The sequence below is a fragment of the Rhizobacter sp. P3_B12 genome (assembly GCF_056402895.1).
Genome location: NZ_JBFUGN010000050.1, coordinates 1 through 15120, shown reverse-complemented (window position 1 = coordinate 15120; position 15120 = coordinate 1). Strand labels below are relative to the sequence as shown.

General features: G+C 68.4%; 12 protein-coding genes. 8 read left to right on the top strand and 4 right to left on the bottom strand.

The window, feature by feature from the left end:
* Positions 1-39: 39 nt before the first annotated feature.
* Together AC1D01_RS05140 and AC1D01_RS05135 are read right to left on the bottom strand one after the other, a co-directional pair.
* Entirely contained in the window at positions 40-978 is a 939-nt protein-coding gene (locus AC1D01_RS05140; RefSeq protein ID WP_477865001.1) for a CysB family HTH-type transcriptional regulator, read from the bottom strand.
* A gap of 117 nt (positions 979-1095) precedes the next feature.
* The gene (locus AC1D01_RS05135) at positions 1096-1644 is read right to left on the bottom strand and encodes an RNA polymerase sigma factor (protein WP_477865000.1); all 549 of its coding nucleotides are present in this window, start codon (positions 1642-1644) and stop codon (positions 1096-1098) included.
* 154 nt (positions 1645-1798) lie between these two features.
* On the opposite strand from AC1D01_RS05135, the gene AC1D01_RS05130 reads away from it, so the two are divergent.
* The 3 genes from AC1D01_RS05130 to AC1D01_RS05120 all read left to right on the top strand — a co-directional run bounded on the left by AC1D01_RS05130 (position 1799) and on the right by AC1D01_RS05120 (position 5064).
* Positions 1799-2512: a response regulator gene (locus AC1D01_RS05130; protein ID WP_477864999.1), complete on the top strand. Its 714-nt coding sequence runs from the start codon at positions 1799-1801 to the stop codon at positions 2510-2512.
* Positions 2509-4032: a sensor histidine kinase gene (locus AC1D01_RS05125; RefSeq protein WP_477864998.1), complete on the top strand. Its 1524-nt coding sequence runs from the start codon at positions 2509-2511 to the stop codon at positions 4030-4032. The genes AC1D01_RS05130 and AC1D01_RS05125 overlap by 4 nt, the downstream gene beginning before the upstream one ends.
* Before the next feature lie 270 nt (positions 4033-4302).
* Positions 4303-5064 carry a TSUP family transporter gene (locus AC1D01_RS05120; protein ID WP_477864997.1) on the top strand — a complete coding sequence of 254 codons (762 nt, stop codon included), beginning with the start codon at positions 4303-4305 and terminating at the stop codon, positions 5062-5064.
* Here AC1D01_RS05120 and AC1D01_RS05115 read toward each other — a convergent pair.
* A complete protein-coding gene (locus tag AC1D01_RS05115; RefSeq protein ID WP_477864996.1) occupies positions 5033-7684 on the bottom strand; it encodes a DUF3857 domain-containing protein in 2652 nt (883 codons plus the stop codon). The two genes, AC1D01_RS05120 and AC1D01_RS05115, sit on opposite strands and share 32 nt — an antisense overlap.
* Positions 7685-7909: 225 nt before the next feature.
* On the opposite strand from AC1D01_RS05115, the gene AC1D01_RS05110 reads away from it, so the two are divergent.
* Positions 7910-8725: an HDOD domain-containing protein gene (locus AC1D01_RS05110; protein WP_477864995.1), complete on the top strand. Its 816-nt coding sequence runs from the start codon at positions 7910-7912 to the stop codon at positions 8723-8725.
* A 13-nt stretch (positions 8726-8738) separates the two neighbouring features.
* Here the strand turns inward: AC1D01_RS05110 and AC1D01_RS05105 are convergent, their stop codons facing one another.
* On the bottom strand, positions 8739-9725 hold the full coding sequence (locus AC1D01_RS05105) for a LacI family DNA-binding transcriptional regulator (protein ID WP_477864994.1): 987 nt from the start codon (positions 9723-9725) through the stop codon (positions 8739-8741).
* 634 nt (positions 9726-10359) lie between these two features.
* Here AC1D01_RS05105 and AC1D01_RS05100 point away from each other — a divergent pair.
* The 4 genes from AC1D01_RS05100 (at position 10360) to AC1D01_RS05085 (ending at position 14884) form a co-directional block, all read left to right on the top strand.
* A complete protein-coding gene (locus tag AC1D01_RS05100; protein ID WP_477864993.1) occupies positions 10360-11610 on the top strand; it encodes an ABC transporter substrate-binding protein in 1251 nt (416 codons plus the stop codon).
* A 93-nt stretch (positions 11611-11703) separates the two neighbouring features.
* Positions 11704-12690: a carbohydrate ABC transporter permease gene (locus AC1D01_RS05095; RefSeq protein ID WP_477864992.1), complete on the top strand. Its 987-nt coding sequence runs from the start codon at positions 11704-11706 to the stop codon at positions 12688-12690.
* Between the two features lie 4 nt (positions 12691-12694).
* Positions 12695-13543, top strand: coding sequence for a carbohydrate ABC transporter permease (locus AC1D01_RS05090; protein ID WP_477864991.1), 849 nt, complete (start codon positions 12695-12697; stop codon positions 13541-13543).
* A gap of 27 nt (positions 13544-13570) precedes the next feature.
* Complete coding sequence (locus AC1D01_RS05085; protein WP_477864990.1) at positions 13571-14884, top strand: GH1 family beta-glucosidase; 1314 nt, start codon at positions 13571-13573, stop codon at positions 14882-14884.
* Positions 14885-15120 lie beyond the last annotated feature (236 nt).

Sequence of the window (15120 nt, the reverse complement as noted above, 5' to 3'; positions counted from 1 at the left end):
GGCTGAGCCTGTCGAAGYCAGCGCAGTCAACGAGCCTGGCTACTCCTCGACCGCTTCCCCGTTCAACGACCGCTCCACCGTCTCGCGCGTCAGCGTCGGTGCGAACGCCTCGATGAACGAGTAGACATACCCGCGCAGCCAGGTGCCACGCCGCACCGCGAGCCGCGTCAGGTTGACCGCGAACAGATCCCGCGCATCGATCGCGCGCAGTTGCCGGTCGCGTTCCGGATCGAACGCGATCGACGCGACGATCCCCACCCCCATGCCGAGTTCGGCATAGGTCTTGATCACGTCGGCGTCCATCGCGGTCAGCACCACGCTCGGCTTCAGCCCCTCGGCGGCGAAGGCCTCGTCGATGTGGGTGCGGCCGGTGTAGCCGACGTCGTAGGTGATGATCGGGTAGCGCGCCAGGCGCTGCAGCGTCAGCGGCCCCTCCTGCTTCAGCAGGTCATGGCCGATCGGCACCACCACGCTGTGCGTCCAGCGGTAGCAGGGCAGCGCCACCAGCTGCTCGTAGCTGGCGAGCGCCTCGGTCGCGATGCCGATGTCGGCCTCGCCGGACAGCAGCATCTCGGCCACCTGCTTCGGCGAGCCCTGGTGCAGGTTCAGCGTGACCTGCGGGTACAGCTGGCGGAAATCGCGCACGACCGCCGGCAGCGCATAGCGGGCCTGCGAGTGGGTCGCGGCGATCGACAGCCGGCCGCTGGTCTGCGCGCTGAACTCATCGCCGGCGCGGCGCAGGTTCTCGGCATCCAGCAGCAGCCGCTCGACGATCGGCAGCACCGCCTCGCCGGGCGGCGTGAGGCCGGTGAGCCGCTTGCCGGCGCGCACGAAGATCTCGATGCCGAGCTCGTCCTCGAGTTCGCGGATCTGCCGGCTGATGCCGGGCTGGGACGTGTGGAGCACCGCGGCAACCTCGGTCAGGTTGAAGCCGCAGCGCACGGTCTCGCGGACAGACCGCAGTTGCTGGAAATTCATTCGCGTGGGCGCGGCCGCGGGGGTGGCCGCGGCATGCGCATGAGTAGGTGCGTGATTCTGCTGAGCAGTCCCGCTGCCTACAACGAACGTTTGCTTATGACCATATTCGTGTCGGGATCACGACAGCAGCTGCTTGCGGGCCCGGTGCAGGCGCACGAACAGGTTGTCCTCGGTGATCGACAGCGCCGCGCAGACCTGCTCGGTCGGCTGGTCGTGCAGCACGCGCAGCCGCATCACGTCGCGCAGCCCGGTCGGCAGGGCCTCGATGCGCGCGAGCATCCGGTCGAGCTGCTGGCGCTGCTCGGCGACCTGGTCCGGGCGCGGCTGCGGGCACTCCACCGCGGCGGCGCCGACCGCCTCGCCGTCGTCGTCCAGCCACTGCGCATCCAGGCTGTCATGGCCGGCGCGCTGGCGCACCAGGTCGACGATCTTGTTCTTCAGCACCGCCGTCAGCCACGAGCGCAGCGCGGCGCGCCCGCCGAAGCTCGCGCGGCCGCTGAGCACCGCCTCGAACACGTCGTGCACCACGTCCTCGGCCAGCATCGGGTCGTGCAGCCTGCGCTGCGCGAAGCGCACCAGGTAGCCGCGGTGCGCCACCACCTCGGGCCAGGACACGGCGGCCGGCATGAAGGCGGTCGATGCGGAAGCGGCGGCGGTGGCTTGCATGGTGGGCTCCTGGGAACGGGCGTTGTCGATGGCATGACTGTCGCCAGCGCACCTCGCGCCCCCCTCGCCCCACATCACAGGAAGATCACATTTGCCTCAGGATGCGGTTCTCCCGCCCTGTAAGAATCTTCCCGGCCCGCACGACAATCGCCCCATGCCCGCCACCATCCTCGTCGCCGAAGACCAGACCGACATCCGCGATCTGATCGTGCTGAACCTCAGCAATTCGGGTTATGCGGTGACTGCGGTGGCCGACGGCGTCGCGGCGCTGGCCAGCCAGAACGAGCAGGCGAGCGACCTGCTGATCCTCGACCTGATGATGCCGGGCCTGGACGGCCTGGAGGTCTGCAAGGCGCTGCGCGCGCGCGGCCGCAGCACGCCGATCCTGATGCTCACCGCCAAGGCGACCGAGCTCGACCGGGTGCTCGGGCTGGAGCTGGGCGCCGACGACTACCTGACCAAGCCGTTCTCGCTGGCCGAGCTGCTGGCGCGCGTGAAGGCGCTGCTGCGCCGCGCCGACCTGCTGCGCGCCGCGCAGGCCGGCGCGCAGGCGCAGGCCAGCACGCTGCGCAACGGCGACCTGGAGATCCTGCCGACCAGGCGCCAGGTGCGCTACCGCGGCGACGAGATCGACTTCACCGCGCTCGAGTTCGACCTGCTGCTGCACTTCGCGAGCCACCCGGGGCACGTGTTCTCGCGCGGGCAGCTGCTGAACGCCGTGTGGGGCTACACGCACGACGGCTACGAGCACACCGTCACCACGCACATCAACCGGCTGCGCGCCAAGCTCGAGGCCGATCCGATGCGGCCGCAGCTGATCCTCACGGTGCGCGGTGCCGGCTACAAGATGCGTGACGCTCCAGCATGAGCGTGCGCCTCAAGATCGCGCTGACCATCCTCGCGACCGGCCTGGTCACCGCGCTCGCGGTGATCGCCACCGTCGCGTTCGCGTTCCAGCGCTTCGAGCACGAGACCACCTACCAGCGCGCGACGCTGTTCCTCGGCCGGGTCGTCGCGATGTACGACAACCTGTTCGAGATGCGCGAACGGCATCCGCAGGACTTCGACGGCTTCCTGAAGAACCTGGTGCTGTTCGAGCCCGACACCCAGCTCTACCTGCTCGACGTGCAGGGCACCGTGCTCGCGAGCACCGGCTCGGCGAAGCTCGCGCCGGGCTTCCGCGTCGCGATCGATCCGGTGCGGCAGGCGGTGTCATCGCAGGCGTCGTCGTACGTGATGGGCGACGACCCCGAGCGCATGGACGCCGATGCGGTGATCGCCGCGCGGCCGATCCGCCGCCCGCTGATCCGCAGCGGCGACAACCTCGCCGGCTACCTGTACCTGGTGGCGCACAAGGCCGACCTGCCGGCCGACCGCTGGCAGGTGCTGAGCGCGAGCCTCGCGCGGCCGGCGCTCGGCGTGATCGCCGGCATCGTGATGCTGACCACGCTGCTCGCGGCGATGGTCATCGCCTCGGTGACGCGGCCGCTGCGGCGGCTGACCGATGCGGTCGCGATGCTGTCCGAGAAAGGCCTGCAGCATGGCGCGGCCGATGCGCAGCCGCTGCTGCCGCCGGCCACCGCCGACGAGTTCGGGCAGCTGACGCGTGCGTTCGGCGCGATGCTCGCGACGCTGCAGCGGCAGTGGAACGCGCTGAGCCGGCTCGATCATTTCCGGCGCGAGGCGGTCAGCAACCTGTCGCACGACCTGCGCTCGCCGCTGACCGCGACCGATGCCTGCCTGGAGACGCTGGAGGCGCGCTGGGCCGGCGATGCGGCGCGCAGCGAAGACCGCCGGCTGGTGGAGGTGGCGCTGCGCAACACGCGCAATGCATCGCGCCTGGTGAAGGCACTCGGCGACCTCGCGACGCTCGACGAGCCGAGCTTCCAGCTGCGCGCCGAGCAGGTCGACCTGCGCGAGCTGCTCAATGACATCGAGATGCGCTTCGCCGAGCGCGCGGCGCAGTCGGGCGTCGAGCTGCGGGCCGAGCTCGGCGAGGCGCCGGTGCCGGCCCAGGTCGACGTCGAGCTCTTCGAGCGCGCGATCGCGAACCTGGTCGACAACGCGCTGAAGTTCTGCGGTCGCGGCTGCCGCGTGACGCTGGCGGCCGCCTGCGTCGGCACGCAGGCCGAGGTCAGCGTCAGCGACACCGGGCCCGGCATCCCGGCCATCGACCTGCCGCATCTGTTCGATCGCTTCTACCAGGCGCGCACCAAGGTGGCGCCTGCCACCGGCGAAGGCGGCAAGGGCCTCGGGCTCGCGATCGTGAAGCGCATCACGGAGCTGCATGGCGGCGAGGTCGAGGTGCAGAGCCCGGCCGAGATCAACACATCAGGCACGCGCGTGACCCTGCGCATTCCCTTGCTGCGGGACAGCGCTGCCCTGTAACGGTGCAGGAAAACACCTAGTGCGTGCGTGAAGGCCTGCTCCCAAAATCCGCCCACTCGCGGCCGACATCCCCGGATGACCGGCTGGGCGGGGGACTGAGGAGACAGACACAACGCATCCAGGGTCGCGTCATTCACGCGTTCAAGGCTGCGACACACCGACAGGCCGGCACTCCAGAGAGCGACCGGACCGATGACAAAATGCGAAGGGCGCCAGGTGATCCTGGCGCCCTTTCCCATTCCGGGATTCCTTTTCTTCCCTGCCCCCCGCATGCTCGATCTCGTCACGGTCACCCTCGCCTCGTTGTTCGCAGGCTTCATCGATGCCATCGTCGGCGGCGGCGGGCTGATCCTGGTGCCGGCCCTGTTCAGCGTCTACCCGAACGCGGTGCCGGCCACGCTGCTGGGCACCAACAAGGGCGCGGGTGTCTGGGGCACCGGCTGGGCCACCGCCCAGTTCGCCAAGCGCGTGCAGCTGCAGTGGAGTGCGCTGCTGCCGGCCGCGGTGGCGGCGCTGGTCGGCGGGCTGAGCGGTGCGTGGACCGTCACGCTGGTCAGCGCCGACGGGCTGCGCAAGGCGCTGCCGCTGATCCTGGTCGGCGTGCTCGCGTACACCCTGGCGCGCAAGGACATGGGCCGCACGCACGCGCCGCTGCACAGCGGTCGCACGCAGGCGCTGCTGGCCAGCGGCATCGGCCTGGTGATCGGTTTCTACGACGGCTTCTTCGGCCCCGGCACCGGCAGCTTCTTCGTGTTCCTGTTCGTGCGGCTGCTCGGCTACGACTTCCTGAACGCGAGTGCGAGCGCGAAGCTGCTGAACACCGCGACCAACCTGGCCGCGCTCGCGCTGTTCGCGATCAAGGGCCACGTGTGGTGGCACATCGCGCTGACGATGGCGGTGGCCAACGTGATCGGCAGCCTGCTCGGCACGCGGCTCGCGCTGAAGCACGGCGCGGGCTTCGTGCGCGGGGTGTTCATCGCGGTGGTGTCGGCGCTGATCCTCAAGACGGGGTGGGACGCGTTTCTGCGCTGACTGGTGGGCCTGCGGGGCCTGCATCCTCGGTGGGCGCGGGAGGGAGCTCGCTCCGCAGGCGGCGCGTGAACGTGGCCGCCACCCGCTCGGAGCGCACGAAGTACAAGGTCCACACCAGGCTGAAGAACACGGAACGGCCGACCTCGGCCCAGTTGCGCGCCGACGCGGCATCGTCGGTCTTGAGCAAGCGGGCCGCCACCACCAGGTCGGCCGCATGGACGAGGGGCGTGATCACCATCCACCCGATGAGCAAGGCCGGCAGGCTGCTGCGCCTGCGGAAGAACAGCACCGCGATCATGACCACGAAGATCAGCTTGGCCAGGTTGATGGCCAGTTCGATCAGCATCACCGGCGCCCACATCGGGTCGTAGGCGCTCTGCCCGGCGACGGTCAACGCATTCCAGGTCTGCAGCGAGTAGCTCGGCAGGGTCGAGCCGATGTCGAATACCAACCTCACCGGTGCGAAGACCAGCGACAGTCCCACGAGCACCAGCCAGCTGCGCAGGCCGGCGAGCGACGGATCCTGCACGGGCGCCCGGGGCAGCGGATCCCAGCGGTACAGCTTCCACGCCAGCATGCACCAGAGGCCGGCGAACATCGCTCCGAGGAGCGCGACCAGCCAGTTGAAGCCCGTGCCGGCCGCGGCCGCCGGCACCGCTCCCGCGTCGTTCTTGTAGAAGTTGTAGCCGAGGTTGCCGCGCGCGCGCTCCAGGTTGCCGGCATAGCGCTGCGCGTCGGCACCGGCGACCTGATCGACATGCGAGACCAGCCGGTCGCGCAGGGTGACCACGCGGCGATCGGCCTGGGTGCCGACGCTGTGCTCGAAGCTGAAGACCGGGTCCTTGACCTCGGTGTGCTCCGCCTGGATCGGCCATTCCCCGGGCAGCCGCACCTCGACCGTGTGCACGAACTCGGTCGGCAGGCCCAGGGCCAGCGGCGCATCGCGGCGGGTCTGGCGCGGGGCGCGCAACGCGTCTTCCATGTCGGGGGCGAACACCGCGGACTCCAGCCGCTTCTTGTCCTCGTTGCGGGTCCAGAACGCGGTGATGCGGTAGCTCTCCGTCACGGTCACCCGGTTGGCATGGCCGTCGTCGGCCACCGTGATCGGGCTGGCGACCGCGATGTCGGGGTAGTAGCGGGCGTAGTAATTCAGGTAATTCTTCTGCAGGTCGTCGCGGTTGGTCGTCGCGAGGCTGTCGCGCAGCGATTCCGCATAGGTGCCGTCCGCGATGGTGGCGACCGTCAGCCGCACCGGCTGGTCCAGCCCGGCGCCGGCGTCGATCAGCATGCGCACCTCGCGATGCTGCTGCGGGGCCGGCGGGACCTCGGCCAGGCCGGTGGTGCCGGCGCCGACGACGAGCGCGCGGCCGAAGCCGGCCTGCACCAGGGTGTCGAGCGTGCCCGGCTGCGGTGATCGCGTCGGGTCGAGCCAGTAGGTCGTTCCATCGACCTCGGCTCGCACGACCACATGGTTGAAGGCGCCAGGTGTCGGCTGCAGATCGGCGATCGTGCCGCGCGAACTGGTGTGCACCAGCGCCGGGCGAGCCTCGATGCCCAGCGCATGCAGCATCGTGACCGTCAGCAGCGACTTGTCCTTGCAGTCGCCGAAACGGCGCTCCAGCACGGTATCGGGCGCGCTCGGCGCATGCGAGCCCGGACCCACCTCCACCCCCAGGTAGCGAATCTCGCCTTGCACGAAGCGCAGCACCTGCGCCGTCTTGTAGGGTGCACTGCCCCCTGCAGCCGCGATGCGATCGACCTCCGCACGCAGCGCCGGCCCGAGGACGGCGGGCAGGCGGTACAGCGGCTCGGCCCAACGGGCGACGGCGCCCCAGTCGGCGAACTCGCTCCACTGCACGACGGGATAGGGATTGAAGCCCTCCGGGGCGCCGGCCTCGACCACCAGCGGTGCCACATCGCGCGCTTCCCAGCGGTGGTCGACCAGGCCGTCGTGCTCGGTGATCACGGGCTGCAACGCGGTGTGCAGCGGCTTCAGCGCCAGCTTGCGCGCCACGGGCCACGCCAGGCGCGCCACCAGCTGGTGCACCGGCACGTTCCATTGGAGTTCGATGCGGCCGAACTGCCGGTTGCCGAACACCGGGTTGCTGCCACGCACCGAGTAGGCGTACTCGACGACATCGCCGACGCGCACGTCTTCGAGGAACACGTGAGCCGTCTTGCTGCCGTCGAAGATGCGGTACTCGAGCTCCTTTTCCTGTTGCAGCACCTTGACGGCCGCGGCATTCAGCTTGGAGATGACGCGGCCGTCGCGGTGCAACCGGATCGAGTGCAGGCTCAGCACCTGCCAGGCCGGGTCGAAGCCGATCTGCACATGCGCCACCGATTCGACCCCCGATTGATTCACCGCCTTCATCGCGAGGTGCCGCCAGGTCGTGCGGTCCTGGGCGTCGACGCGCGTCTGCGTGTCCGACAGCAGGTAGTGAACGCCCGCGCTCAGCTGTTCGGTCGGCGCAGAGGCCGCCAGGTCCGGGGCGATGGCTTCGACCCAGGCCGGCGGCGCGCTGACCGTGAAATCGGCGGCCGCCACGCTGGCCCCGGCCAGCAGGCCTGCGAAGACTGTGAAGAGGCCTCGCAGCCTGCGAATGCGAAAGTTCGACATCAAGACATCCCCCTCCAGGGCGCGGCTGGTCCGCGGACGTGTCTCCGCCTGTCACGTGCGGCGGATGAACGGCATGCAGTGTCGGCGAATCCAGGGGCCCGACCGGCCCCGGCGGGTGCCTGCCGCGCCAACAAAGGCTGAAATTCCCGCCTGTTCGATGGATCGGGCGCCGGCTGGCTGCGTAGCATCGACCGTGAAGAACTGCTCTACGACCCGGATTCCGCCATGCCTCCCATCGATCCCAAGCTGCGTTCACTGAACATCGACGTGCCCGCCCAGCCGGAAGCGCTGGTGAAGTTGTCCCTGCTGCTCGCCGAGGACGACGTGAACCTGCAGGCGCTCGCCCGCCTGATCGAGAGCGACATGGCGCTCGCCTCGGCGGTGCTGAAGGCCGTGAACTCGTCGCTGTACGGGCTGAAGGGCCGCGTGCAGAGCGTGCAGCAGGCCGTCACCTACCTCGGCACGCGCGAAGTCGCGGCCGTCACCTTCGAGATGGGCCTGCGCGCGGTGTTCCCGCCGGCGCCCGAACTGGAACCGCTGTGGCAGCGCGCCGGCGTGCGCGGCCTGCTGATGGGCCGCATCGGCCAGGTGCTGAGCGTCGACCCGTGGGGCGCGCATTCGGCCGGGTTGTTCGAGGAATGCGGCAAGGCGGTGCTGTTCAAGCATTCGCAGGCCGTCTACCAGCCGATGCTCGCCTCGGCCGCCGACGACACCGAGCTGATGTACCTGGAGCACCAAGCCTTCGGCGTCAGCCACGACCTGCTCGGCGCCGCGCTGTGCGAGAGCTGGGGCCTGGCCGCGGCAGCCGTCGCGAGCGTGCGCCATCACGTGACGGTGAACGCGACGCGCGAGCTGCCGCCGCAGGTGCCGCGGCGCTCGATCTGCGCGCTGTCGGCGCTGGCGAATGCGCTGATGACCGACCCCGATTCGCTCGAGGAGGTGGCGCGCGCGGTGGCGCCGCAGGCGCTGCTCGACGAGACGCTGGTGCTGCGCGGTGCGCGCAAGGTCAAACAACAGATCGAAGACGCCGAAGCCCGCTAGCTTCGGCTGGCGCTCACACGCGCCGCGTCGTCTCCCGCACGATCAGCTCCAGCGGCGGCACGTGCACCTCTTCGGCGGCGTGCCCGAGCATGCCGAGCAGCGCGTGCGCCGCATACAGACCCATCTCGTAGATCGGCTGGCGCACCGTCGTGATCGGCGGCGTCAGGTAGGCCGCCGCCGGCAGGTCGTCGACACCGACCAGCGACACGTCGTCCGGCACGCGGATGCCGCGGCGGTACAGCACCACCCGCGCACCGAAGGCCGACTGGTCGTTCGCGCAGAACACCGCGGTGAACGAGCGCCCGCCGTCGAGCAGCCGCGTCATCGCGAACAGGCCGCCCGGCTCGGTGAAATCGCCCTGCACCACCAGCTCGGGGTCGGGCGTCAGCCCCGCCTCTTCGTGCGCCTGCAGGTAGCCCTGGTAGCGGTCCTTCGCGTCGTCGTGGTCGCGCACGCCGGCGATGTGGGCGATGCGCCGGTGCCCGAGCGAGATCAGGTGGCGCGTGGCCAGGTAGCCGCCGCGCACCTGGTCGAGCTTGATCGCGATGATGTTGTGGCTGTCGAGGTGGCGCCCGGTCACGACGATCGGCTGGTGGCGCGCGAACTCGACGATCTGCGCGTCGTCCATGTGGCCGGTGAGGATCACGACGCCATCGATGCGGCGCGTCATCAGCAGCCGCACCCGCTCGGCCTCTTCACGCGCATCCCAGTGGCCGCTGACGATGATCGGCGCATAGCCGCTGCCCAGCAGCCCGGTCTCGATGCCCTTCATCGCCCGCGTGTAGAACGGGCTCTCGATGTCCTGCGCCAGGATGCCGATGGTCATCGTGGTGCCGGTCTTCAGGCTGCGCGCGAACAGGTTGGGCTTGAAGTCGAGCTTGCTGATGGCGGTTTCAACCGCCTGCCGCTTGTCGGAGGTGACGCGGGCGGTGCCATTCAGGATGCGCGACACCGTGCTGGGCGAGACGCCGGCCTCGCGTGCCACGTCGAGCAGGGTCACGGCAGCCGGCACAGTCAGGGGCGAACGTACGGTCGGACGGGTCACGGTGGGCTGTGGCGAGAGGGCGATTCGCGATTTTGCATGGGGTTTCAAGTATGGCAACGTTTTCAGAGCCTTGCCGAAACCAGATGGCACCATGAGCGGGATCGATGGCTCGCCTCCTGGCGCCTGGATTGTGTGCTGGTGCAACGGATGATGGCTGAAGCGCCGGCCATGAATGGCGCCAATGCTGGCCTGCAGCGTTATTGTGAAACCGCATGCCCCGGCCCGGCACGGCGCGCCATCTCGGGGATTTCCCCAGTCTCGAATGTCTTGACCGATGGTGTCGCCACGTTTCTAATTCGTTTCATTCTGAAATCGATTTCAGAAATGAGGGCAGATTCAGAGAAACAGAACTGTCCGGATTCCCTTCAGGGTGAGTCCGGAGAGGACTTTCCCTCATTGGTGCAGCACCCCGGGTTTTGTCGATTGACACCGGGGCACGCCGCCGCTGAAATCGTTTGCAGAAGTGAAATCGATTTCAGCCGAGCCGATCTGGCCGAAGTTCGACCCGCGTCAGGCACGAGCCTGTACAAAAGCCGACGGAGCAAAAGGCAGCCCGCCCGGCGTCCACAAAGACCTTAGGAGACCCGACGTGACACGACTGACGAAACCCCTGCTGCTGTGCGCAGCGCTGGCGATGGCCGGAGCCGTTTCAGCCCAGACCACGACGACGCTGACGGTGGCGTCCTTCCCGAGCTTCGACCTGGCCGTCAAGGCGGCGATTCCGCTGTACAAGAAGCTGCACCCCGAGGTCGAGATCAAGCTGACCAGCCTGGCCTTCGGCGACCACCACACCGCGATGACGACGGCGCTGGCCACCGGTGCCAACGTGCCGGACGTGATGGCGGTGGAAGTCGGCTTCATCGGCAAGTTCGCCGAGTCGGGCGGCCTGGAGGACCTCGGCAAGGCGCCGTACAACGGCCTGCAGTACCAGTCGAAGATCGCCAAGTTCACCGTGCCGCAGGGCATGAGCGGCAGCGGCGCGCTCGCCGCGATGCCGGCCGACATCGGCCCGGGCGCCCTCTTCTACCGCAAGGACCTGCTCGACAAGGCCGGCGTCAGCGAGGCCGACCTCACCAAGACCTGGGAGTCGTACATCGAGTCGGGCAAGAAGGTGAAGGCCGCGACCGGCGCCTACCTGCTCGCGAACGCAGTGGACATCAAGGACATCTACATCCGCTCCGGCCTGAAGGACGGCGAAGGCATCTTCTTCGACAAGAAGGGCACGCCGCTGATCAACACGCCGCGCTTCCAGAAGGGCTTCGAGCTGGCAAAGGCGGCCCGCACCGCCGGCATCGACGCCAAGATCGCCGCCTGGTCCAACGAGTGGAGCGAGGGCTTCAAGCGCGACAAGGTGGCCTCGCAGATGATGGGTGCCTGGCTGGCCGGCCACCTGTCGAACTGGCTGGCACCGGAATCCAAGGGCAAGTGGCGTTCGGCGCAACTGCCCAACGGCGCGTTCGCCTCCTGGGGCGGCTCGTTCTACGCGATCCCGAAGAAGGCGGCGAACAAGGCCGCGGCCTGGGACTTCATCAAGTTCATGAGCCTGGACAAGGGCATGCAGATCGAGGCCTTCCGCAGCCTGGACGCGTTCCCGTCGCTGATCGAGGCGCAGAGCGATCCCTTCATCGACCAGCCGATCGAGTACCTGGGCGGCCAGAAGGCGCGCCAGCTGTGGAAGCTGTCGGCCGACAAGATCAAGGCGATCGCCGTCGACAAGTACGACCCGGTGGCCAACGACGTCGTGAACGCCGAGCTGGACAAGGTGCTCGAGCAGAACAAGGACATCAAGACCGCCCTGGCGGATGCGCAAGAGCAGGTCAAGAAGCGCGTTCGCCGCTGACCCGCTGCGTGTGACTCACGTCTGATCTCCCGCTGAACGACCGGGCACGGCGCGCACCGCCGTGCCCGGCTTGTACCCGACACCATGCAGGCCATGCCCAAACCCACGGTCCCGGCGACCACGGACACGACGACGCCGCTCGTCGCGCAGCCCGGCACGCGCAAGCGCCGCCGCAGCTTCCGCGACATCGCGCCGTACGTGTTCATCAGCCCGTTCTTCGTCCTGTTCCTGGTGTTCGGGCTGTTCCCGCTGCTGTTCTCGATCTTCATGTCGTTCCACCGCTGGGAGCCGGCGGCCGGGCTGGAGGCGATGCAGTGGGTGGGCCTGGAGAACTACATCTACGTCGTCACCAACGACGACTGGTTCCACAAGTCGCTCTACAACACGGTGTGGATGGCGATCGTCTCGGGCGTGCCGCAGCACCTGGTGGCGCTGCCRCTGGCGTTCTTCCTGCACACCGCGTTCGGCCGCTGGCGCAACGCGGTGGTCGGCGCGTACTTCCTGCCGTTCATCACGTCGACGGTGGCGATCTCGCTGGTGTTCTCGTCGCTGTTCTCGCGCGACTACGGCGTGGTCAACGCGGCACTGGGCGCGATGTCGCAGGTGCCGGTGATCGGCTGGCTGTTTCCGGCGCAGAACATCGACTGGGGGCAGCCGTACTACACGAAGTGGATGATCTCGTTCGTCGTCTGGTGGCGCTATGTTGGCTTCAACACCGTGCTGTACCTGTCGGCGATCCAGACGATCCCGAAGGACCTGTTCGAGGCCGCGACGATGGACGGCGCGAAGGCCTGGCAGCAGTTCCGCTACGTGACGCTGCCGATGCTCAAGCCGATGATCTTCTTCGCGGTCACGCTGACCATCATCGGCAACCTGCAGCTGTTCGAGGAGCCCTTCATCCTGACCGGCGGCACCGGCGGCCTGGACCAGGCCGGCAAGACGGCGGCGATGCACATGTACGCCACCGCCTTCATCGACAACGACTTCGGCACCGCGTCGRSCATCGCSTGGCTGMTGTTCATGGTGATCGCCGTGGTGACCTGGGCCAACAACCGCCTGCTTGGCGAAAAGAAGGCCTGACGCGATGAGCTCCACGTCCATCCGCTTCGCCAACCCGGCCACCGCCGCGAGCGCCTACGCCATCGTGCTCGGCGGTGCGCTGCTGATGCTGGCGCCGTTCTACTTCATGTTCGTGTTCGCGACGCACTCGAACCGCGAGATCCTGTCGGTGCCGCCGCCGCTGTGGTTCGGCGATGCCTTCATCGACAACGTGAAGCTGCTGCTCGACCGCCTGCCGTTCTTCTGGCGCAACCTGAGCTGGAGCCTGTACATCGCGGTCGCGATCACCGCGCTGAACCTGCTGTTCTGCTCGCTGGCCGGCTTCGCGTTCGCGATGTACGACTTCAAGCACAAGGACCGGCTGTTCGCCTTCGTGATGGCGACGCTGCTGCTGCCGAGCTTCGTGGGGATGATCCCGACGGCACTGACGATGAGCTGGCTGGGCTGGCTGAACCAGCCGAAGGCGCTGATCGTGCCGGCGGCCTGCGGGGCGCTGGGCATCTTCATGATGCGGCAGTACATCGGCTCGGCGATACCGCGCGACCTGATCGATGCCGCGCGCATCGACGGCTGCGGCGAGTTCGGCATCTACCTGCGCATCATCGTGCCGCTGATCGGCCCGGCGCTGGGCACGTTGGGCCTGGTCACCTTCATCGGTGCGTGGAACAACTTCCTCGGGCCGCTGATCGTGATGCGCGACATGGAGATGTTCACCGTGCCGCTCGCGCTGCGTTCGCTGCAGGGCACCGGCCAGACGCCGTGGGGCGCGATCTGCGCCGGCTCGTCGATCGCGGTGCTGCCGCTGCTCGTGATGTTCGTGCTGGCCTCGCGCCGGCTGATCGAAGGGCTGACCGCCGGCGCGGTCAAGGCCTGACCCGTTTCATCTCAAGGATTCCGACCCGTGACCGACCCGAAATTTCCCCGCGGCTTCGCGTGGGGTGTTGCCACCAGCGCCTACCAGATCGAAGGCGCGGCCCGTGAGGACGGCCGCGGCCCGTCGATCTGGGACACGTTCTCGCACACGCCGGGCAAGACCTTCGAGGGCCACACCGGCGACGTCGCCTGCGACCACTACCACCGCTGGGCCGACGATGTCGAGCTGATCGCCGGCCTGAACGTCGACAGCTACCGCTTCTCGATCGCGTGGCCGCGCGTGCAGCCGCTGGGCCATGGCGCCTGGAACGACAAGGGGCTGGCGTTCTACGACCGGCTGGTCGACCGGCTGCTCGAGCGCGGCATCGCGCCGCACCTGACGCTGTACCACTGGGACCTGCCGCAGGGCCTGCAGGATCGGGGCGGCTGGGGCTCGCGCGACACCGCGTACCGCTTCGCCGAGTACGCCGAGGTGATCGGCCGCCGGCTGGGCGACCGGGTGGCGAGCATCGCCACGCACAACGAACCGTGGTGCACCGCCTTCCTCGGCAACGGCAATGGCCAGTTCGCACCGGGCTTCAAGGACCCGCAGCTGACGGTGCAGGTCGCGCACCACCTGCTGCTGTCGCACGGCCTCGCGCTGCAGGCGATGCGCGCGGCCGGCGTGAAGGCGCCGCTGGGCATCGTGCTGAACCAGTCGCCGGCGACGCCCGCCACGAACAGCGCGACCGACATCGCACTGGCCGAGCGCGAGTACGCGACCTTCGTGCGCTGGTACATGGACCCGATCTTCCTGAAGCGCTACCCGACGGCCCCCGGTGTGCACCTTTACCCGGTCACTCATGAAAACGATTTCGAAGTGATCGCGCAAAAGCTCGATTTCCTCGGCGTCAACTACTACACGCGGATCTGGGCCTCGAGCGAGGACCCGCCGCGTCCGCCGCCGAAGCTGCGTGGCGAGAGCGACATGGGCTGGGAGAACTATCCGCAGGGCTTGACGGAGCTGCTGGTGAAGATCCACCGCGACTACCCGTTGCCGCCGGTGTGGATCACCGAGAACGGCACGGCCTGTGCGGACAAGCTGGAGGGCGGCAAGGTGGCCGACCCGCAGCGCATCGACTACCTGAGCAGCCACCTGGGTGCGGTGAGTGACGCGATCGCGCAGGGCGTGGATGTGCGCGGCTTCTTCTACTGGAGCCTGCTCGACAACTACGAGTGGAACTCCGGCTACGCGAAGCGCTTCGGGCTGGTGCATGTCGACTACGCGACGCAGCAGCGCACCCTCAAGGACAGCGCTCATTGGTACCGCGAGTTCATCGCGCGTTCTCGGAGTGGGGGTTGAGATGGCGACGTTCGCGTGTCGGAGCGGCAAAGGCGCGGGTGGGCAGGCTGTGGCTCGCCGGCCGGTGCGGTCATCGCCCCGGAGGGGCGATGACTTCCCTCCGCTGACTGGTTTCGCGGCCCGTCGCCGAAACTCCCTCCGCTCGCTTCGCTCGCTGTGGTCAAACAGTCGGCGACAGTCAGTTCACGAAGCGTGCTGGCGCACGCGGGCCACGAAACCAGCCAGCTCCGGCGCCC

Bases quoted from the DNA above. Each gene is read 5' to 3' on its own strand.
- AC1D01_RS05140 (WP_477865001.1), bottom strand. From the start codon at position 978: ATGAATTTCCAGCAACTGCGGTCTGTCCGCGAGACCGTGCGCTGCGGC.
- AC1D01_RS05135 (WP_477865000.1), bottom strand. From the start codon at position 1,644: ATGCAAGCCACCGCCGCCGCTTCCGCATCGACCGCCTTCATGCCGGCC.
- AC1D01_RS05130 (WP_477864999.1), top strand. From the start codon at position 1,799: ATGCCCGCCACCATCCTCGTCGCCGAAGACCAGACCGACATCCGCGAT.
- AC1D01_RS05125 (WP_477864998.1), top strand. From the start codon at position 2,509: ATGAGCGTGCGCCTCAAGATCGCGCTGACCATCCTCGCGACCGGCCTG.
- AC1D01_RS05120 (WP_477864997.1), top strand. From the start codon at position 4,303: ATGCTCGATCTCGTCACGGTCACCCTCGCCTCGTTGTTCGCAGGCTTC.
- AC1D01_RS05115 (WP_477864996.1), bottom strand. From the start codon at position 7,684: ATGTCGAACTTTCGCATTCGCAGGCTGCGAGGCCTCTTCACAGTCTTC.
- AC1D01_RS05110 (WP_477864995.1), top strand. From the start codon at position 7,910: ATGCCTCCCATCGATCCCAAGCTGCGTTCACTGAACATCGACGTGCCC.
- AC1D01_RS05090 (WP_477864991.1), top strand. From the start codon at position 12,695: ATGAGCTCCACGTCCATCCGCTTCGCCAACCCGGCCACCGCCGCGAGC.